The 21,395-nt window shown below is 48.0% G+C and carries 13 protein-coding genes and 1 pseudogene; 7 read left to right on the top strand and 7 right to left on the bottom strand.

Going from position 1 to position 21,395, the window contains the following annotated elements:
• Positions 1–36 precede the first annotated feature (36 nt).
• The 4 genes from H6G21_RS16240 to H6G21_RS16225 all read right to left on the bottom strand — a co-directional run bounded on the left by H6G21_RS16240 (position 37) and on the right by H6G21_RS16225 (position 8,091).
• Positions 37–2,493, bottom strand: coding sequence for a bifunctional 3'-5' exonuclease/DNA polymerase (locus tag H6G21_RS16240; protein WP_199307263.1), 2,457 nt, complete (start codon positions 2,491–2,493; stop codon positions 37–39).
• Entirely contained in the window at positions 2,474–5,194 is a 2,721-nt protein-coding gene (locus tag H6G21_RS16235) for a DnaB-like helicase C-terminal domain-containing protein (protein ID WP_190574473.1), read from the bottom strand. Before H6G21_RS16235 ends, H6G21_RS16240 begins: the two co-directional genes overlap by 20 nt.
• Positions 5,195–6,154: 960 nt before the next feature.
• Positions 6,155–7,687, bottom strand: a complete 1,533-nt coding sequence (locus H6G21_RS16230) for a helix-turn-helix transcriptional regulator (protein WP_199307262.1) — start codon at positions 7,685–7,687, stop codon at positions 6,155–6,157.
• A 278-nt stretch (positions 7,688–7,965) separates the two neighbouring features.
• Positions 7,966–8,091 (bottom strand): ribbon-helix-helix protein, CopG family, encoded by a 126-nt coding sequence (locus H6G21_RS16225; protein WP_199307261.1) that lies wholly within the window; start codon positions 8,089–8,091, stop codon positions 7,966–7,968.
• 371 nt (positions 8,092–8,462) lie between these two features.
• On the opposite strand from H6G21_RS16225, the gene H6G21_RS16220 reads away from it, so the two are divergent.
• Both H6G21_RS16220 and dnaN read left to right on the top strand, forming a co-directional pair.
• Positions 8,463–9,836, top strand: a complete 1,374-nt coding sequence (locus tag H6G21_RS16220) for a DEAD/DEAH box helicase (protein WP_190574471.1) — start codon at positions 8,463–8,465, stop codon at positions 9,834–9,836.
• Between the two features lie 272 nt (positions 9,837–10,108).
• The gene (gene dnaN / locus H6G21_RS16215) at positions 10,109–11,617 is read left to right on the top strand and encodes a DNA polymerase III subunit beta (RefSeq protein WP_199307260.1); all 1,509 of its coding nucleotides are present in this window, start codon (positions 10,109–10,111) and stop codon (positions 11,615–11,617) included.
• A gap of 111 nt (positions 11,618–11,728) precedes the next feature.
• Here dnaN and H6G21_RS16210 read toward each other — a convergent pair whose 3' ends face one another.
• The 3 genes from H6G21_RS16210 to H6G21_RS16200 are packed head-to-tail and all read right to left on the bottom strand — an operon-like array spanning position 11,729 to position 14,338.
• Entirely contained in the window at positions 11,729–13,063 is a 1,335-nt protein-coding gene (locus H6G21_RS16210; protein ID WP_190574470.1) for a hypothetical protein, read from the bottom strand.
• A gap of 25 nt (positions 13,064–13,088) precedes the next feature.
• Positions 13,089–13,757, bottom strand: coding sequence for a hypothetical protein (locus H6G21_RS16205; RefSeq protein ID WP_190574469.1), 669 nt, complete (start codon positions 13,755–13,757; stop codon positions 13,089–13,091).
• Positions 13,754–14,338, bottom strand: a complete 585-nt coding sequence (locus H6G21_RS16200; RefSeq protein WP_199307259.1) for a GNAT family N-acetyltransferase — start codon at positions 14,336–14,338, stop codon at positions 13,754–13,756. The genes H6G21_RS16205 and H6G21_RS16200 overlap by 4 nt, the downstream gene beginning before the upstream one ends.
• Between H6G21_RS16200 and lexA the strand changes: the two genes are divergently transcribed.
• The 5 genes and pseudogenes from lexA to recA all read left to right on the top strand — a co-directional run.
• Positions 14,304–15,080 (top strand): transcriptional repressor LexA, encoded by a 777-nt coding sequence (lexA, locus tag H6G21_RS16195; RefSeq protein ID WP_242041876.1) that lies wholly within the window; start codon positions 14,304–14,306, stop codon positions 15,078–15,080. The two genes, H6G21_RS16200 and lexA, sit on opposite strands and share 35 nt — an antisense overlap.
• Positions 15,081–15,148: 68 nt before the next feature.
• Entirely contained in the window at positions 15,149–16,597 is a 1,449-nt protein-coding gene (gene dnaX / locus H6G21_RS16190; protein WP_190574468.1) for a DNA polymerase III subunit gamma/tau, read from the top strand.
• Complete coding sequence (gene holA, locus H6G21_RS16185; RefSeq protein ID WP_190574467.1) at positions 16,594–17,559, top strand: DNA polymerase III subunit delta; 966 nt, start codon at positions 16,594–16,596, stop codon at positions 17,557–17,559. The genes dnaX and holA overlap by 4 nt, the downstream gene beginning before the upstream one ends.
• A 30-nt stretch (positions 17,560–17,589) precedes the next feature.
• On the top strand, positions 17,590–20,304 hold the full coding sequence (locus tag H6G21_RS16180) for a DEAD/DEAH box helicase (protein WP_242041875.1): 2,715 nt from the start codon (positions 17,590–17,592) through the stop codon (positions 20,302–20,304).
• 79 nt (positions 20,305–20,383) lie between these two features.
• Positions 20,384–21,220: pseudogene (gene recA / locus H6G21_RS16175) on the top strand (recombinase RecA); the annotation flags it as partial.
• Between the last annotated feature and the right edge of the window lie 175 nt (positions 21,221–21,395).

Here is a 21,395-nt window from a genome sequence, read left to right as displayed (position 1 = left end):
CGCTCATTGAGTAATCAAGAGCAGGTTCTTGAAACCTTACTTCTCTGCCCAGTTAAGAGCGATCGCCACCTCCGCTTTCACTGGCACCTTTCTTAAGTAACTCTGTCCAGCCTGCTCCATCACTTGCTGAAGAATCTGTGCAGCCTGTTCAGCTTTATCTTCTGGAGCTTCCAGCAAGATTTCATCATGCACGGTGCCAATTAATCTGGCTCCTATTCCTTTCAATGCTACCGGGAGTTTCGCTAAAGCAGCCTTAGTAATATCTGCGGCAGTGCCCTGAACTGGAGTATTTAGCAACTCTGTTAACTTCGGCTCATCTTTCCAGCACCGAAGGCGATCGCCCATCGTCCTCATCTCCCTGGGCAACCTTCGCTTTATCGCCCCATGCCAGCGGGCAATCCCCTGATACGCCTCAAAATATCGCTTACGAAAGGTTTCTGCCTGCTTTAAGCTCATCTGTACCCCATAGTTGTTATAGGCGTACTCTGCCAAACCCTTTGCTCCCATCGCGTAAATTAGCCCAAAGTTGACCGCTTTCGCTGCCTGCCGCTCTGATTTCTCGACCTGATCCAGAGATTTATCAGCAATCAGAGCAGCCGTGAGCCGGTGCAGGTCTTCATCATTCTGGTATGCCTCAATCATGCGGCGATCGCCACTCAGTTCCGCTGCCACCCGCAACTCAATTTGAGAGTAGTCTGCCACGACTAAACGATAGCCTGGAGCCGGAATAAAGCAACCACGAAAGATTTTGTCTCTGGGAATCTGTTGCAGGTTGGGGTTGCGACAAGACATGCGTCCAGTAGCAGCCCCCATCTGTTGATAATCTGGATGAATTCGCCCGGTGATGAGGTGGACGTGTTTAGGCAGGCTACTAGCAAACGCCTGAACTGATTTTGCTGCTTTGCGGTAGTCCAGCAAAGCTCTGACGGGCGGATGCTCTTCTGCCAGCGGAATCAGAGAGAGTTTGCTGGTGTTTTCCACTGGCACACCCATTTGCTGTAGTGCCTCTAACACCTGCGGCTGACTATCCAAATTGAGAGAAACTTCATTCCCCAAGAGATCGAGTTGGGCACTCAGCAAGGCTGGCTGAAACTGTTGTCGTAATGCACCCGCCATCTGGTCTCTTCGTTGTTCTAGCTCTTGGCGCAGGGAATCCCAGCGGGAAAGATCGAGCAGCATGCCATTCAGTTCCATTTGGGCGATCGCCCCCAAACAATCAAATTCCAGCTTGGCAGTTTCCACCAAACGAGCACTTGTCAGCTTAGGTTTTATCACCTCGCGTAACCGCAGTAGAATCGCTGCATCTCGCGCTGCATAAGCTAATTGCTCAGAAGAAAGGCTGGGATTGCTCCAATCACTTCGCTGCTGTTCTTTGGAGAGTTCTTCTCCCAGATAGACCTTGACTAGTTCCGCCAGGTTATATCCGTGCGATCGTACCCCTGCATCCAGTAATTGCGCCGCTATCATCGTGTCGAACAGTTTGCCAGCAATGGGAAGTCCTGCCTGTTGAAGAAACTTCAAGTCAAATTTGGCATTCTGCAAAACTTTGATTGGCTTACCTTGGAGCAGTTCGTACAGAGGAGTTAGCGTTTCCTTGGCAACTTTAAACAGGTCGATGATAATAACAGGCTGATTAGCCGCAGCAATCTGAACTAAGCGAATTCGATCCTTCAATGGATCAAGTCCAGTGGTTTCTGTGTCAACCGCAATGACTTGGCAAGTTTGGAAAGGCTTGAGTATTTCTGCAAGCCGCTGTCCATCTTCAACAAACTCGAAGTTTACAGGGGTATGAGATAAAACAGAATTTTGTTTTTCATCTATATCTAGACCGCTAAATTCTATTTCAGATACACCTTCTATATCAGTTGTATGAACTGGCTTTGATAATGGCATTAAACAATCTGAATCAATTGACTTCAAACCAGAAAAAGCATCACTGCTACACCAAACACACCAAATATTTTGATGTTTCCGATAAACATTGGTATATATCTCCTGAATGACCAGTACGGCATCAATCGGAATACCAGCAGGTACCCGCTGAGAGTCTGGACGGAGAAGAACTTGTTGACCAATCTCAAAACTGTTGTGGTTTGGAGGAGATAAGGAGGTTGCAGGACTAGGAGAGATCAAAGGTTTGATTTCCTTGACTTCCTCTGCTTCTACTTTTCCTCCCGCTTCTTGATAAGGGGCACTGGAAGCATTCACGGAGTGGCTCTGGAAGAACGTCGCTTTCTGTTTGGCAATCCGCGTTGGTAGAGGCGGTGGAGTATACCAGGTTTCAATCCAGGCATCGCTTGCTGATGGTGTTTCTGATGCAGCAGTTGCAGCTTTAATAGGCTCACTACTTTGTTGAACCCGATTCCTCAGAAACTGCCGTTTCCGAGCTTTTGCCCAATCCATTAAATCCTCATACAGTGGATCAGCAGCCGTAGAGAGATTGGAATTTGCTTCTACACCACTAACATTGGGGCTAGAGATCTTCACGGTCATTGTCCTCTCCTAAATCCAAATCAACCGGAATGAAGCGGTGGTAAGCCCGCTCATAGACAAACAATGGCTCTGCTGTGACACCACCCCGATTTTTGAGAATGCTAAGTCGCGCATAGGTCGCCTTCGCTTTTTCATTAAGCGGATACTGAGCGCGCACGTCTTGAATTTGCCGGAGTCTGAGATAGTCTCCGGCATAACGTTCTTCCAGCAGGTCAAGCTGATCTCTAGGCTGGTCATTGCCTCGCTGTGCCTTCCCTGTCTGGAGCAGCATAATGCAGTCTGCGGCGTGGGCAATCTTGAACGAGTCCCGTAACGCACCCATATCCAACGTTCCAGTCCGAAGTGCTTCCTGGTAGGCCGCCTTATTAATGTCACTAATCGCCACCACAGCAGCACCCGTATCTCGCGCCAGTTGCTTTAACCCCGTTGCCACCCGCGAAACCCGCAACACTTCATTGGCACCAGAATCAAGTTTTTCATCCCCACAACACATGAGTTGTAAATAATCGACAATTACCAACACGGGCGCTGTTTTATCGATTTCTGCAATGCGGCGAATTTGAGCGATCGTCCCCTTCAAATGAGCAACTGTAACCTCTGGACCTGCTTCTAAAACCGTTAGATATTCTGCAATCTGCTGATCGTATGCCCGAATTGCCAGCGCAGTCTGCTGTTTCAACCATTCTGCATGGGCATAGTCCGCGTTCATCCAATGTTTTGCTTCAATCAAACCGGAGTTCAACCCACCCGTCCGCGACAAGGCATTCACCCAGAGCTGCTGCTTCCCCATCTCAAAAGAGACATACAGCACGGGGATTTTAGCTTTTGCCGCTTCATCCGCGCACCAGGCGCACCAGGTCGTTTTTCCTGAGCCGGGAGGAGCACCCACAACATAAAGCCTGCCGGGATGTAACCCACCATTGAGAGAACGATTCAGCCAAGGAGCAGGGGTGGCGATCGCCGTTTGCGGTTGCCCAAACAATTCCCGGATCAAGTCCTGAGTATAGGCCACCATTGGCATGACTTCTGAGGCATTCCGTTGCTGAAGATGTTGGGAATGGTGAATGAGTGTTTCCAGCGTTTCGGTAACAGGATGTAAGGGGCTATCCAATAATTCCGATGCAGTGGCAGCCTGCTCTTTTGCTAGTAGTCGCAATCCGGTATCTCGCACTCTCATGAGGAGTTCTGTAAACGTCTCCCAACCACAGGGAGCCAGATTCAAAAGCTCGTCCAAATAGGCAGCAACTTGATTCAAAATCGAGGTCGGTAGGGGAGAGCGCTCCATCACCATTTTTTCCAGCCGTGAGAGAACGAGACTGGGCGTTAACTCTCTCCCTTCTAGCTCCAGGCTTACAAAGCATTCCCAGAGCCTTTGGTGGAGATAAAACGGCTTTGAATCATCGCCTTTGGGCATAAATGTGGCAATAAAGCCCTCGACGGGTAAATCCACACCCAAGGCTTCCTGCATCCCGGCTTCTGGGTGGTGCAGGATGTAAGCCAGCAAATCTTGTTCAACCCGTCTAGCAACCTCGTTGTCACCCTCTGGCTTCTCCCATTGCCAAAAGGGGCAGGCATAGCCTGTACAGCCTCCACAGCGGACTAACTCACGGCTGTTGCGAATGTAGCTGCAACTCCACTGATAGTCGTGAGGATTTCGTTTAACCGAAGCATAGGTGCTGTGGAAATTTCTTAGCCTGGATTCAACCGTCGTTTTACTGGTTGGATGGTGATCAGACGCTCGTGCCATTGCTTCTGCCAGGGGTTCTGCCTGGTTATGTTCCCATCCCCTGGTGATGACATAGCGTGACAGAGTTAAGTTGACTGAGTTGTAGTCCTGATCGGTTGGCGCACCCTGGCTCATCAGATAGTGAATGCAAGCAGGATGCTCATCGGGAGCCAGAATCGAAAAATCTGTAGATTTTGTGGCGGTAGTCTGCTGAACGGTTGAACTCCCAGCAAACCCCAATCGCTCCTGAAAAGCATTGCCCTTTTGATGCCCATTTTTACTGATCGCACTGCTGAGGCTCACTTCAAGTGCAGCTAGTTGAGCCAGTTGAGCCACAGGAGTCTGCTGAAAAGATGCCATCAAACCAGCCTGATCATCGGGTACTACCGGAAATCCTTCAGACCAGTTCACAGGCTCATTTAAGAAACCGCTCCACTTACCGCTGCTTTGGTGCCTGCCACAGGGCAATTTAATCGGTCGTCCTGATGCTTTGCCATCGATCGCCGTTGTTGCTGTAGCGGGATAAATCTCCTTTGGCTTGTAATCAGCTAAATAACAGAGGTTCTGCAATGCCTTGACCCAGGTAGCACCAGGCAGCGGCATATCAGCAAACAACCAGAGATGGAAACCACGACGACCACTAAATTCCAGATAAGTAGGGAATCCTTGACTAGTAGCGACTTGTTGCACTCGTTGCGACAAACTCAACACCTCACGCAAAGTCTGTTCATCGCTGCCATCCTTTGGGGCATCAAAATCAATGCAGCCTGCTTTTGCCAGGTTTGTACCCGGTTGGAGGAGGCGCACTGAGATAATTGGGTTGCCCTGAAGATGCGCTTCTACCACAGCAGGCGTGAGAGCCTGATCGTACTGTGACTGTAAAATATCAGCGCTTTGCCACACGCTATAAAGCTGCTGATATTCATGGAGAATCAGGCGGTAAAGCTGCTGTAAAACAGTGGTGGTTTCTGGCATGTAGTTCAACTAATCAAATCGGTAATGATGTCGTGAATGTGTTCATCCACTTAGGCGAGCCAAAGACGATCGCTGGGATAAATTGCAAAACAGGGGTGGCGGGTGAGTTTTTGTCTTTTTGCGTTTAAAGCGTAACCCCCTGTTTCCACAAAACAGGGGGTTACAAGCTGATCGATCTTATTGATCTGATCAGACGTGTAACCATCCTGGAATAGCTTGCTCCATAACCATTCTGAAAATTTAAAGTCCCAGTAAGAGGAAGGTAAAGTCATCTGTAGGGGAGACTAAAGTCACGCTAATAGGAAATTAAAGTCCCATCCAGAGGAGCTTATTACCGCAGATTTGTAACTAAAATGATCTGGAATCTAGATCTGATGCTAGTTACAGGAGAGTTACAACTGCTTGGGACTTGAGGCTAACTGGCAAGTCACGAGTGGGGGAGACTGATGTCACGATTAGGGGACTGTAACTATCAGTGATTGCGGCTAAAAGCCTTTTATAGCAATGGTTACAGCGGAGTTACGATCAGGTTACAGGGACATCAGAACAGCAAGTTTTGGTTTCTAGATTTAGTGGAATTGTTTTAATGCCCTGCTGTATTTGGTGTAGTTCAATTGCATTATTGCTGCATCTAGCGGATTTCTTTTTTGAGTATCGCTAGATGTGGTTGTAACCAATTCTCCCAAGGCTTAGTCTGAGTAGTACTCAAGTCGCCACTAGGGGGCATTGATGTCATCAAAAGGGGAAGCTTAAGCCGACCAATCTGGCTGAAACCTTTTTATATCAATGGTTACAAAGGGTTACAAGGAGAAGCGATCGCCCTTCCTGCCGAATCAAGTCACCGTAAGGGGATACTAATGTCACGACTATGGGACTTTAGTGGGGAGTACATAAGATTAAAATCTATGTTTATCAGTAGTTACAGTAGGGTTACAGATCTTGTAACCAAGTTCAATTGAATTACTGGATGCCAAGAACCTGACGTAGCAAGCTTTGATCCTCATCGACGGCGCGACGGCGATCGCTCTCGACCAGCTTTACCCAACTGACACTCTTACCGATCGTGGTAGCAAGCTGGGCTTGAGTCCATCCTTTTGCTTGACGGGCAGCTTTCACTGTCTTTCCATCCAGTTCAGCCGCAGGCAGTAGTGCTTTAGCTGTAGTGCCCTTGACTTTGCTGTTAGACTTGTTCCGCGTAGTACTGGCGACAGCGGAGGCTCGGCTGGTCTTTTCTGTTCGTCTGGTTTCAAGTTCATCCAAACACTCTTGAATCTGCACGGGTAGCCGGAAGGTGAGTTTTGCCGGGAACCAATGCTTGGAAATGTAGCTATCCGGTAGCCACTTTGCCCCTAAAAGTTGCTGGTTTCGCTCTTTTGTTGGCAGGTCTGCGATTTCATCGGGTAGGCTCCAGACCGGCCTTAGCCAGAGGGGATAGGTTTCATCATCGAAGTCGATATCAATCTTGAGATTGTCTTTGAGGGTGAGCAGGGCATTGTCCACCGATTCCTTTAATTTCCACCCATAGCGGCGGTCAGACAATGCTTTCTCAATGTCACTGCTGGGCAAAACACTTTCCAGCAGACTTTCAACGGTATAAACTCCATTCGGGCGGGAACGGCTATTCTGAATCAAATACAGCGCCATGCTGGTCGCCATTTTGCGCCGGTGGGGATCGATATCAAAGACTTCTTTGGGGATCAGTCCATACTGATACAGGGCTTTCCGCTGTTGTGCGCCCTCTCGGTTCAAGAAGCTATGGGTCCAGAGTCCTGGTTGCACTCGGATCACCACCTCATGCAGTTCCTCGGATTCCCCATCGACATTGGGTTGGGTGTATTCCTGGACGCTGACGATCCAGAGCAAGCTTCGCTCCCGCACGCAGAGATCCATGTCGCCTTCAAACCAGTGGATGACCGCACCCAAAGTTCCCACAACCCACGCCAGGTCAGCGACTGCCTTGAGCTTCTGTGACTTGGTGAACTTGTTGCTATTGTGAACCTTGAGTGTTTTGATCAGGTCGGTACCGAGCAGATGAAACGGCTCTTTCCAGGGTTCAGACTGCAATGAAGCATAGGTAGCAAAGACAGCATGGAGGCGAGCTGCCATTACCCCGTACTGCTCCAGGATTTCACGCTCTGCCTGCGTAGAAATAGACTCTGCCTGGTGCTTCTGCTTGTTTAGGACGTAGAACTCGATGTAGCGTCCTTTGCCAAAGTGTTTTTGGAAGTAAAGGCGCTCCTGCCCATACTCGCTCCAATCTGGCGGCTTTAGAAAAGCCTGCGTCGCACTGATGACAGGTGCTCCACTAGCAATCATCTCCATTGACTTGGTGGTGAATAGCGGTGGTTCCGTTCGAGGCAGGTTGCGCGGTTTGCGGATTTTAGTCCGGGTGGACTGAGCGGGCAGAACTTCTACCTCAGTTAATTCTAACTGGGTGGAGGCTTCGAGGAGGGGAGCGCTGTCCTCGCGATCGCTGGGTGTGGGTTGCATCATGGCTCAATCGTTGAAAAGAACTATACGGAATCAAAACGACATAACCTAGATTCTTACGGGGTAAGAACCTCTGCCCTTTTCAAGGATCGAGTAATTTGCTAACCTGTCATTAATGGGCAGGTCGCAACCTATCCAACCGGGAAGGGCATATCGTTGATATGGTCGTTCTGGTTTTAACTGAAGCATCGAAGGCACCAGGACTTCACCCGCCAAGACGATTTCCTGGTGTTTTCAAGCTTTAAAGGGCATTGGATTTTACACTCTCCATAGGTTTGTGATTACTCGATTCCTTGCACGGAAAGCATTCCCCGAGCAATGCGCTCGATGAATTCGGAACGAGACAGAGAGAATGCAGCGGCTAACTCATCCAGCTTTTCAACTCCTGTGGGAGTGAGTGCAATCATAGTCGGCTTCTTAAGTTCTCCATAGAGCTGATCTCGCCCTTTCCGTTTCGGTTTTTGAGTCTCCATAGCTGCGGTTACTAATCTTATATAAGAAATTACCACGGACTGCCAAGAATAATAGACCAGAACTGTCCATCTGGATATAGTTGTTCCCTAAGTGCGTAACCACATGGCTAGTGGTTTCGTAGGGGTGGGAGGTAGAGCGATGGCACAGTTCTCAGATTGTTACAGCTTAGTTTATAAACATTTGTACTAAAACAGGACTCAATTGAATTGGGTTGCTGAAATTGGGTTTGCTGATTTCGAGAAGACCCAAAAAAACAGCTACCGCTGTGCCGAGCCGATTTGTGGATGAAATTAGCGGAGTCCTAATGATGCAAACCCTTCCTGCTTCCTCCCCGGCTGGCTCTTTCCCCTTTCAACTGACTGAGCAACAGCGTAAAGCCCTGGATTCAATGTGGGCGTTCCTGCAACCGGCTGTTACGGCTGCCCTGTTTCTTTTAGTTGGCTTTGCTGGTACAGGAAAATCAACGATCGTTTTTCAGTTGGTGAAAGTGCTAGTCAGCCAAGGGAAACGAGTTGTTCTGACCGCACCTACCAATAAGGCTGTTGGTGTGTTGCAACGTATGGCGCTAGAAAACGGGGTGACTGGCGTAGACTTCTTCACGATTCATCAATTGCTGGGACTGGGCATGGTTTCCAGAGGTAACGACAAAGTGTTGGCACCAACCGGAACGTCATATATTGGATTGTTCGATGTCGTATTCATTGACGAGTGTTCCATGATTGGAGAGCAACTCTGGCACTGGATTGAGGAAGCGTCCAAAAGAACATCAACGTGGCACCCGCTGAAAATAATTCTAATGGGCGATCCGGCTCAGCTTAACCCGGTAAATGAAGGGCGATCGCCAGCTTTCAACATCACCAATAAAGCTGTGTTGACTCAGGTGGTACGCCAGGGCACTGACAGTCCGCTGTTGGAATTCATCACCGCTTGCCGTTATGCAGTGACAAAGAGCAAAGCGCCCTTTGAGCCATTTGCAAAGTATCTACCAGATAAGAGTAACGGCTCGTTGCTGGTAAAGCGGCGATCGCTCCTCAAATATGCCTTCAAGAAAATCTCTGACGAGTTTACCCAGAACCCTGATTGCTTCAGAATTCTAAGCTGGACAAATGCTCAAGTGGATTACTACAACCAGCAGATTCGCAATTATCTGTATGGCAGGGCTGCCGCTCGGTTTATTCCAGGTGAACGCTTGATCACGCGCGATCCAGTTTTGGCACCGGATGGCAAAACGATTATCCTTTCCACTTCAACTGAACTCACGGTTCAGGAGTTTTCAGAAGATCGCTACAGTAATTACAAAGCCTGGAGGTTAAAGGTTGCAACGGATGATGGTGTTGCACGTCAAATTTATGCGCTGCATGAAGATGAGCAGAACCGATTTGATATAGAAGCTCGTCGGCTGATGGCGATCGCCAAACGTAATCCATTCCTATGGCGCGATTATTATCACCATTTAGAACAGTTTGCCAACGTGCGAAATTGCTTTGCCATTACGGTTCATAATAGCCAGGGGAGTACGTTTCTAGAATGTGGTGTTGATGGACAGGATTTAAGCAAACGGCTTAACCCTGAGCGAGGTGATACGGCAAAAGACCTGCTGGCAAAGGTGAGGGAGCACAATCGCTTATGGTATGTCGGAGCCAGCCGTGCCCGTCGGCGGATTCTAGTTGTGCCATAAGACTTTTACTTAGGGAATAATTTTGGACAGAATCATCTCAAAGTATTCCCTAAGTAAACCCAACTGCCAGAAGACACGTATCGGATTCACCCATGATGAGTTGCTTCCACCAACTTTGGTGACTTAGAGAATACTTAACGGCGTTTCGGCTCCATACTATACCCTAAGCAATTTAGTCAATCTGCCAAGAAGCTGGAGCCATAGAGCCTTTGGCATTTTTTCTCTGCTAACGCAGGCATCCTTCGACGACCATTCAATCAGAGACACTGATCATGACTCAAGCATTACAACGATCGAGGGACAAGGCTGCAAAGCAAAAAAAGCAGACTGAGCAACCGACTTCTGAAGCTACGATCGCCCAGCGGGTCCCTGAGACACTCGCTTCTTTAGAGCAACCAGCCGACCCATCAGAGGCGAGTGAAGCGGAAGCAACAGTCGATGAGCCTGAAAATTCTGAAAATTCTGCTGAGCCTGAAGTATCGGCAGAGCCTGTGCCCAAGAAGTCATCGAGAAAACGGGCAGCTAGATCGCAGCCAAAGGACACATCTGCAATGGAACCAGGGATGCAGGTGATTTGTTCGCAGAGTCAGTTTCATGATGCGCTGGCGATCGCAAGCTGTGCTGCCCCAGCAAAACCTAGCCATCCAGTGCTGGCAAATGTGTTGATAGTGGCAGATGCGAACGCTCAACAGGTTCATCTGACTGTAACTGACTTATCAATGACGATGCAGGCAAGCTTTGAGGCACAGGTACTTTTGGGCAGTGAGATTACGGTACCCGTTGAGATGCTCTCAGGTATGGTCAAACAGTTTCCAACAGGCAACATTACGCTCAACAGTCAGGCACAGGTCACAAAGCCAGCGGCAGAAGAGGAGCAGGCAATTAAAACTTGCTCAATTACGCTGGCTGATACCAACGGGAAGTATGAGATTCGAGGGATTCCGGCTGAGGACTTTCCGCCCATTGCAACACTCAAAGCAGCTCCAGTTTCCCTACCGACCAATGTGTTGAGAGAAGGACTGAAAGGGGTGCTGTATGCGATTAGCACAGATGAAACCAAGCGTATTTTGACAGGCGTTTATATTCAGATTGGGCAAAATGCCCTGAAATTCATTGCAACAGATGGACATCGAGTGGCGATCGCAGAGTTGTCAACAGAAGGCATTAGCAGAAAGCGGCGCAAGCGATCGGGAGCCGATGAACCTACTCAGTTTCCGATTTCCGGCAAAGCACTAAAGGAACTGATTCGTAACCTAGCGGATTCGGTTGACTCGATTCAACTGCTGTACGATGCGGAAGCAACCCGCGCTAGTTTTGCATGGCAAGATATTATTTTGAGCTGCCAGTGCATTGAAGGGCAATACCCGGACTGTGAGCAGTTGTTGGCACGCTACAGCTTTGATCGGGAAGTGGTGCTGGAGAAATCAGGATTGCTCAAGGCATTGGAGCGGCTGTCGGTGCTGACTGACAAAAAGGAGAGAGGGATTCAGTTTCGATTTGATGGAGCGACCCAACAAATTCACCTTTCGATCGAACGAGAATTTGGCAAGGGTGATGAAACAATCAGTGCTCATATCCCTACAGATATGACATTGGAAATCCAATTCAACCTTAAATATCTGGGAGAAGCGGTTAAAGCGATTCCCAGTTCTGCGATCAAGATGCATTTGAAGCAACCGGATTACCCGGTAATGTTGGTTCCTGCTGGAGATTTCAACAATCCAGAGCTAGAGATGGAAATGCGCCACTTTCTCTTTCCTCTCTATAAGCAGCCGGAATAATTAATTGTTCGCATCCTGGGAGCTTTTTCAGGGTGCGGACTTATGAAAAACTATAGTAAAACATAATCTAATTAGCGCAATGTTTTCCGCTTCTGTTAATTCAGTTCTAATCTAGTTTCTCTTACGAGGAAATGGATCTTGAATTGATTCCAACTCCAGTTGTTCTAAGTTATCAAAGTTAACTCCTATACCAATCCGGTTGCCTGCCAGAAAAAAGGCTGAATTATGGAGTAAATCAACTAGACCCGCCTTTTCATCAATATATTCGTCAAGCAGTTGACCTTGAAAAATAGCGGAAATCCTAGTATCTTTAGACACTTCATCGTTCTCCTCAACTAGAAACGTATCATACATATTACTAAATATTGAACGAGCTAATATAGCATATCGAGGTATCTCAGCACATCTCGATATTAACTGCTCGTCATTATTTACATCAATATAATCAACTGGAATACCTAATATAATTGCTTTTTGAGAGTTATTAAAGCTAATCTGTTTTATTTCCATATCTCGTATTCCACAGTTATAAAATAGAAGCTTAGAAAGCACATTAAGCTTCTCCTCTTCACTGATCTGATTACTATTTCTGAGTTTATTAAATATCTCATACTGATGCAGCCTTATCTCAGATCTTTGATCACCTGACAAGACATGAAGTATGAACTTGAACATTGTTTCACTATCTTGTGCCACTAGATCTGAGATATCTAGCCCGAATATTTCAATAGCGATATCTATAGATAAAATACACTCTAGTAATGAAAGGTTATGCTGATTAAACTCTCTTGTGCTCCAACGAACTGCTTGTACCTTAAGGGTAGAACCTCTTTGAATATTCCGAAAAGTAATCACTCCATTTTTGTACAACAACCCATGTGAACCCAAGTGAGAGATTGCATTCCTTACTAAGGGGTTATAACCATAAAGAAGGTGAAGCTCATTATTTTTTGGTTTTATTCTTGATATGATAAATTCATATTTATTGCGCTCTGCCTGACCAAGGTTAGCATTATTGATATCGGTAAAGCTTCCCTCAATCAATTGATAACAAGATACGATTAAGGTTAGATAGGGATCAAGCAAATCAGATACAATATTTCTATAGATATTTGCAATATGAATAACATCGTCAAGGCTATCTTGAGTAAACTCATCTAGTCTTGAAAGCTCATTAAAAATTCGAGATTTATTTTTCTTTGTTTTATTCTGTATTTCAACCCAAGGAAAAAATATATCTTCTAGAAAAACCTTCTTGTTCTTTTGATATGCATCATGCATAAGAACTAGGACAAAATGAACATTTGCAACCCGTTGCTGCAAATCTCCAGGAGAGTATACTTTTTCTAGTAAGGACTGCTGCTCCTCTGGTTTAAGGTCATCTAAATTTTCACGGATTAAAAGAAGACTCTCTGGATTCAAGAGTAATAAATCTTTAATATTCATAATCATAAAATACGAGAAAAGAACTTCACAAAAGGGCTATATCCAGAGATATCACCCGGTCAGGTGCCAGAACGCCTCCGACTGTGAGGACTTCCAATTTTCCTGTTTCTTGAGGATGCTGAGTCTTGACTTTAGCAATCGCCGCTTCAATTCCAGTTTCCTGAACGATATAAATCTGTGTTTCACCTCGTAGAACCCATATCGGCTTAGCCCATGTATGTCGAGGTTGGAGTACTGCTTTATGAATAATCTGATGGCTTAAACGAATCAGTTGTTCTAAGGTATCTTCAGAGCAAAGATCAACAATTTGTGATTGAAATAGTTCTCTGAGTTCATTTATTGGAATATGCTCTGTGATATTTGTTGAATCTAACAAAGATGCAGAACTCGAAGAACTATCTAGGGATTGCACAACCAAGGATTCAAGCCGACGCTGAATCTGGGTTGCAATGGAATCAAAATCTGGTTCCATCAGAATGTGCCCCAAGTGCTCTCGCAACAGGCTCTTCAATTTCTCTTCGTCAAGAGCAACCCCGCGAGTACTGAAATACTCTGAAAGCCTCTTTCCCAAATCCCGTCCACAACCCACTTCGCCATTGGCGGCATCCTCGGCTTCAATCAGCTCTAGCAGACGCTGATGACGAGCCACTTTGTCAGAGGTGGCTTTTGACTGGGCAGGAATCGATTGAGTCATGGGTCGTCTATCCTCAGCGTCTCGAAGTAAACGAGGTTATCGGGTTCTTCAGGATCAGGACCGCAATTGAGCAGTCCGACTCTCAGCTTTCTATAGAATCCTAGCGCACCTGGGAGGGCATGTAACCCGATTCTGCCTTGATAACCCAGTTCGTGGCTGCGGGCGACTGCGAAATCCACCAGATTACCCCCAACGCCTTTGTAGGTCGGAGGGTTTGTGATGACAGGTCGGTTCCAAGGGGCGGTTGCCAAAGCACTGATGTAGACTAACCGCCGTCGCAACTGAGATTCAATCAGACAGCGCTTTTTTAAGACATCGAGCATCATCAGCCCTTGGGTGATCCCCTCGCACTCGATCGCGTATAACTCATCTCCTGGGAGCAACTTCGATCGACGGCTCTTGCCGACCCAGTTCCAATACTCATCGTCTTGACCGCTTCCTTCCAAGATCGGCTCCCAAAGCGTCTTGGCATCCTCAAGGTGCTTGTCAGTCACCTCGGTCAGGATGGCATCAACGATCTGTTGATCTTGAACTTGCAGTAGCTGAATGATGCGGCTCAACGGAATAAGAAGATTTAACAACGGCTCCCATCATAAGGCTTTGGAGCTTGGGATTTGCTCATCATCAAAAATCCTAGCGCCTAAATTTTTACTAGCTTGCCTAAAATTAAGAACAATTGTACTATTAAACCAACTTAGCTATTTCTATCAAATGCAGCGCCCGTCTCCCCACCTAAGGCTCCTTGAATACTTGGAAGCTTACAGTCAGCTTCACGGTTATTCTCCTGTCATTGATGAAATGATGGTGGCAATGGAGAAGCCGCGCGGTGCAATCCAAAACAGTCTCAGGTATTTGGAACGAGAGGGCTACATTGAACGGCGATATGGAAAAGCCCGTGCTATCCGAATTCTTAAATCAAACCGAGGTGGCATTCCGATTTGGGGAACGATCGCCGCAGGCTATCTTAGTGAAGTATTCACCGATAGTCAGGATATGCTGCCAATTTCCGGTCCAAAGCTAAAACCTGGAGATTTTGCACTCCAAGTCGCTGGAGACAGTATGATTGGCGATCACATTCCGGATGGTTCATTTGTGATTATGCGTCCTGTCTCTGATCTTACTGCATTGAAGGCTGGAGAGATTGTGGCAGCGTGGGTAGAAGGTAGGGGTACAACGTTAAAGCACTTTTATCGTGAAGGCAAGCACATTTCGCTGATTGCATCTAATCCTAACTACCCGCCGATTACAGTTGATGCAGAAGAATGCCGAGTAGAGGTGCAAGGTGTCTTGTTATGGGTTTTGCGAGAGTGGAGCGATCTTTAAATTACCTCCACTAAAGCAAGCGGCCCCTGATTAGGGGCGATCGCCATGATGATTAAACTCATATCACCATGACGACCAACGCCTTACACCAAAAATATCGCCCTAAAATCCTGGCAGAACTGGTTGGACAACCCTACGTCCAAACCGCTTTGACCAATGCCATCAACCGGATGCACATAGCTCCGGCGTATCTCTTCACAGGTTCTAGAGGAACTGGCAAAACCTCTACTGCGCGTATCTTTGCCAAGTCTCTCAATTGTCTGAGCTTTGACGGACCTACCGATGAACCTTGCGGCACTTGCCAATCCTGCCGATCAATTGAAACCAGCAATAGCCTGGATGTAAGTGAGATTGATGCAGCTTCTAACAATGGGGTGGATGATGCCCGTGCCTTGATTGAACGCAGCAGCCTTGCACCCGTGCAGGGACGCTACCGAATTTTTATTCTGGATGAATGCCATCAATTAACTACCCAGTCCCAAAACGCCCTGCTGAAGTGTATTGAGGAGCCACCACCTCATGTAGTCTTCATTCTTTGTACGACGGAAGTGCATAAAGTATTGCCGACGATTGTGAGTCGTTGTCAGGTGTTTCACTTTCGGGCGCTGTCGCCCCAGACGATCGCACAGCACCTTCAGGACGTTGCCGCTGCCGAAGCGATCGCTGTCGAGGATGAGGCTTTAATGGCGATCGCCCGATTTGCAGAAGGAGGCTTACGGGATGCCCTTCAGCTTTTGGGTCAGGTTAGCCTGCTAGGTGAAGCGGTTACAGCGAATCATGTGATCGAAATGACGGGTGGCGTTACGGCGACAGACCTGCTGACAGTGCTGGAGGCGATCGCCACGAACGATACGTTTCAACTCCTTCAATCAGCTCGAACACTGGTCGATTCTGGCAAAACACCCAAACTGATTCTCAGCAGCTTGCTCCAAACCTACCGAGATCTGTTAATTCTTAAATCGGCTCCCAAAGCAACAGACTTGCTTACTAGCCCTGTCAACCATAGCCAATTAAAGGCGATCGCTACTCAGTGGGATTTTGATGCAATCAATCAATCTCTGGCCCAATTACAAAGAGCAGAGAGCTATCTTCGTAACACAACCAACGCGGCTGTCTGGCTAGAGACGTGTCTGCTGAACTTGATGCCGATGTTGAGATCGATTCCCTTTAGCTCTCCAGATGTGAAGCAGGTAGTGGGCAAAAATGGGCATAGCCGTAAAGCAATCTCTGAGACAGCTTCGTTAACCGCAGTTCACAAGCCTACTGATTTAGCAGCTCTCTGGCAAAAAGTTGTAGCCTCGGCTAAACCAGGAACTCAAAAGTTGTTGGCTCAGGCACGCCTGACCAAGCTACAAGGAACGAAGGCAATTCTGGAAGTTGCCCCTGCATCGTTTGCGAAGTTTGAAGCGAATCAGCAGGCGATCGCTCGAATGCTTCAGCGAGTTACTCGTAGCCCGAAGCCGATGACCGTATTGATCAGAACGCTCACAGCTACTAAGAATGGGAGATCTGCATGATTATTCTATTGGTTGGAGATGATCAATTTGCCATTCGACAAAAACTAGAGCACTACAGAGCAGAACTTGACCCGCAGTGGTTAGAGCTTTGCTATCATCGCTTTCCCGCCAGTGCTTTGGAACAGGCAATGAGTGCGGCACGAACACCCTCGCTCAGTGGTGGTAAACGGCTTGTGGTCGTAGAAGACTGCAATCTTAAGCAATGGGGTGATGCCCAGGTAGAAAGTTTGCAGCAACTTGCTCAGATACCGGATGCCACAACGATTGTCTTTCTGGCAACGAATGTGGACAAGCGCCTGAAAATCTACAAGCATTTGATCAAGTACGGTCAATGTTTCGAGCTTTCATTAATTCCACCCTGGCGTACAGATTTGATCGCAGAGGCAATCGCCACTCAAGCAAAGCAGATGAAACTACGACTGCCCAAAGATGTCGTTGAATATCTGGCAGAGGCGATCGGTAATGACATAACCCGTGCTGCTTCAGAACTCCGCAAGCTGGCAATCTATACAAATGGTCAGCCCGTGTGTCTTGCGGAAGTACAAAGCCTGATTCCTTGCCAGACTCAAAGCAATTTGCAATTAGCGGAGGCGGTTCGCAACGGGGAAAGTGAAGCAGTCGTGCGTCTGATCGATGAGTTGCTGGCTCGCTCTGAGCCAATGCTGGTGATGGTTGCGACTCTACTGACCCAGTTTAGAACCTGGCTATGGGTTAAAAGTGCGCTTGCGAGTGGTATCCAGAACAACACTGAAATTGCTCAATTGTGCAACGTGGGAAATCCGAATCGGCTTTACTATTTGCGGCAAGAGGTCGCAACCATGACCCTCAGAACCTTGATTCAGGCAGTAACCAAATTGGTGGATTTGGAAATGTCGATTAAGCAAGGTGCTGTCCAGGCAAACGCCATCATGACATCTCTGCTGGCGATCGCGCGGTTGTTCCAACCGATTCATTCCAAGTGACTTTTGGGGGCAGCGGTTTGAGGCGATCGAATGCCTGCAACTGTGCAGGCATCTGCCTTCCCCTATGGGGGAGGTTTTGGGGCAGTGAGCGAAGACAAGACCATGACAACTACACCGAACTACGGTACTCTGCTCCAAAGCTTTTGGACACCACCGACGACTTCTATTGCAGAAAACCCTGATTCAACGAGCGATCGCCCTTCTGAACCAACCGATATCACTGAATTTTTGGGAGAAGACCTGCTCTGGCAGCAAACCATTCCTGCACAGGAGCCAGATTTAAAGGAAATTCCTGCTGATTTACCACCTGAGTTGATTGAAGCCCTTCATACTCAGGGGATTTACCAGTTCTACTCCCATCAACTCAAAGCTTTGCAAGCTATTCGCGCAGGCAAAAGCCTGATTCTCACCTCTCCCACTGCCAGCGGTAAAACACTCAGTACCTACCCTGGCATTCTGGAAGGTTGCATGAGGCAGGAACACCGCGCATTGGCATTTTACGGACTCCGCGCACTAGCGCTGGATCAGTTTCACAAGATCTCGGAATTGCTCTCAGCAATGCCTGCTGTCTCCCGCCCTGTATTGGCAATGATGACAGGAGATGTGAAGACCGAAGAACGGGAGCAAATTCTCGCATCCGATCCTCGCATTCTAGGAGTCACGCCAGAACTGATTCATTTTCAACTCAAGCAAGCCTGGAAGTCGCAGCGGTGGGCAACCTTCTATCAACAATTGCGCTACGTGCTGATTGACGAGGCACATACCCTTTCAGGTAGCTATGGAGCCAACATGGCTTGGTTGATCCGTCGCATTCGGTTAGCAGTGGATCACTATGGCGGTCGCTCCAGAGAGCTGCAATTCATCTTTCTGAGTGCAACCTGTGGCAACCCGAAACAGCTTGCCCAGAAGCTGTCCGGACTGAAGCCAACTAAACGTGTTCCAAAGCCTCTCATTTGGATTCATAGGAGCGGGGCTGCGGCACCCCATCGCCAAGTGGTTGTGACTCAACCCAGCTACAACCTGACTGCGGATACAGCCCGTATTATTCAGTTTTTGTTAGTTCAAGGAAAGTCCGGGATTGCCTTTTGCAACTCGCGCCGGAGTGTCAGGGATCTAACAGGATTGCTGAAGTCAAACATGGTTGCTGCCTTCTATGGTGGCATCAGTTCAGAGCGTCGCGCTGAGGTGGTTCAACAACTCCAGTCTGGTATCATTCAATGGATTATTGCAACGGAAGCCTTAGAAGCTGGCATTGACCTACCTGAGCTGGAGTGCTGTGTTCTACGGGGCTGGCCCGGCTCCAAAATGGCATATCAGCAGCGCAGTGGTCGAGCCGGACGTGTCAAACCGGGAATGACAGTGCTGATTCCCAATGCCTTGAACCCCATAGATCGCTACATCACAGAGCATCCAGAACTGTTGACTACTGGTGAAGCTGAGGACGTTTTCTTTAATGACGAATATCCTATCTTTGCGGCTAAACATCTGCTTTGTGCCGCAGCAGAAACGGGCATTCCTACCAGCAAAATCAAGCATTACTTTGGGAGTGCTGCGATCGAGGTTGCAAAGCTTTTAATGGCTCAAGGACATCTCAACAAAGGGCGTAATGGACTATGGGCGAGAGGCTACCCGCACAAAGATGTCAATTTTCGGGGAGGTGTGTCTCAAACGACCGTCAAACTGATGGATGCTGAGTCGGGCGAAGCACTGGAGGAAGTGTCGGAGGACATTGCCCATCGGGAAGTGCATCTCCATGCCATCTACAAACGGCAAGATGGCGACGGACAAATGTTGACCTATCAGTGCATCTCGCTCGACTTGACCAGTAAGCAGGCAATTCTAAAACAAGTGCCGGATAGCCCCCTGTTCACGGTTGCCTTCACTCAGTCGGAGACCAGCAGCTTGAAGGCTTTAACCAATCCGGTCGCATTGCCTTTAAAGTTTCCCCGTGCGGAGGAGGGTGCTGATTCACCTGCCGTTCTAACGCTTGAACTCAGCTATGGGCAAGTCAGCCACATCACTAGCGGTTACAGTTTGATGACACAGCTGTATGAACAGACCTGTCTGAACCGGCGGTGTTTGAACTACAAGGAGCCATTACCAGACGAGCGCCGCTGTCCACTTTGCAGCAAGCCAACCCGCAAGGCACTGATTATCAAAACCCTATCTGAGGAAAGTTTTGAGCAGCCCTACCGCACTCAATTTTCAGCCCCCATTGTCAAAGTGGCGATCGACTCCACTGCACAGGACTATCTTCAAACCTTTGCGAGAGAAGCAAGAACCAGCTTGAGTCGCAGTGGGCAGCCAATTCCACCCGGCTATCAGCAATTATGGGAGTATCCCAGTAGCCTGATCGCCATACACAGCTTTGGGCATCAAATCCTGCGATCGCTGCAACTCTTTGCCAGAGTTGACCCCAGAGAAGTGAACTTTTCGGTGGTTAAGGAAGCTGGCGATCGCAACCACTATGCAGGCTATTTCTACGATACCAGCGACGGCGGAAATGGGGCTTCTGAAGCCGTATTCAAACATATGGCTGAACTTGCGAGTACTGCTGCTGCGATCGCCCGTGGCTGTGATTGTGATGCAGGTTGTGCCAAGTGTTTGATTCAACATGGTTGTCCCGATGGCAACACGGCTTTGCTGAAGCAACTGGGGTTGGTGTTGTTGGATGCGTTGGCAGAGCCTCTGGGTGAGAGAACCGCTTTACCCACCGCACAGACCGAGACAGAAATTAGCTCCTGACCAACTGATTAACCGTCAGCTATCGCTGCACATCTACCGATCTTCAGAAATGGAGGTCGGTTGTTCATTCTTGAGAACGATGGCTAACAAACTGGTAAGCAAAAAATCGGATCTAGAGCACACCCTATCAACGATCAACCGGGAATTTGGCAATGGTTCCATTATGCGCCTGGGGGATGCTAGTCATATGAGCGTGAAAACCTTTTCCAGTGGCTCAACTGAACTGGATGTGGCATTGGGAGGAGGCTATCCCAGAGGACGCATTATCGAAATTTATGGACCAGAGAGTAGCGGCAAGACCACATTGGCACTACAGGCGATCGCCCAGATGCAAAAGCTCGGAGGTATCACTGCCTTTGTCGATATGGAACATGCCCTCGATCCACTTTATGCTGCTGCGATCGGAGTCGATATCGATCAAATGCTGGTCAGTCAACCTGACAGCGGTGAGATGGCAATGGAACTGGTTGAACAACTGGTGCGTTCCAAGAGTGTTGATCTGATTGTGGTGGACTCCGTGGCTGCATTGGTAACCGAGGCAGAACTTCAAGCCGATATGGGCGATTTTCCAACAACTTCCATTGCTTGGTTGATGAGCAAAGCCCTCCGGCGCTTAATGAATTGCCTGCATAGTCAATGCACCGTGATTTTTCTGAATCAACTGCGTTTCAAGATTGGTGTAGTTTACGGTAATCCTGAAACAACCACAGGTGGAAATGCACTCAAATACTACGCTTCAATGCGGTTGGATACTCGCCGGATTCAGACATTGAAGCGAGGGAGTGAAGAATACGGCATTCGGGTCAAGGTCAAAGTGGCGAAGAACAAGATTGCCCCACCCTTTCGAGCGGCAGAAGTTGACATGATCTTTGGCAAAGGCATCTTCAATGTCAATGTTCTCAATGAGCTTGCTGCAACCAACGGGCAAGTAGATAGCGATTTGCTGCTGTGTCGCTAATGATTCCAACCAAAACCAGCCGCAACCTGAAACTGGATTACTACGATCTCCCACAAAAAGACAACTTCTCGAACCACAACGTTGTGGTTCAAATTTGGAGCCAGTTAATGCTGTCTGAATTCAGACAATACTT

Origin of the sequence: Alkalinema sp. FACHB-956 (assembly GCF_014697025.1) — a bacterium.
Classification (GTDB): domain Bacteria; phylum Cyanobacteriota; class Cyanobacteriia; order Leptolyngbyales; family Leptolyngbyaceae; genus Alkalinema.
The sequence above is the reverse complement of the archived record's forward strand: the minus strand, read 5'-3'. Positions and strand labels throughout refer to the sequence as shown.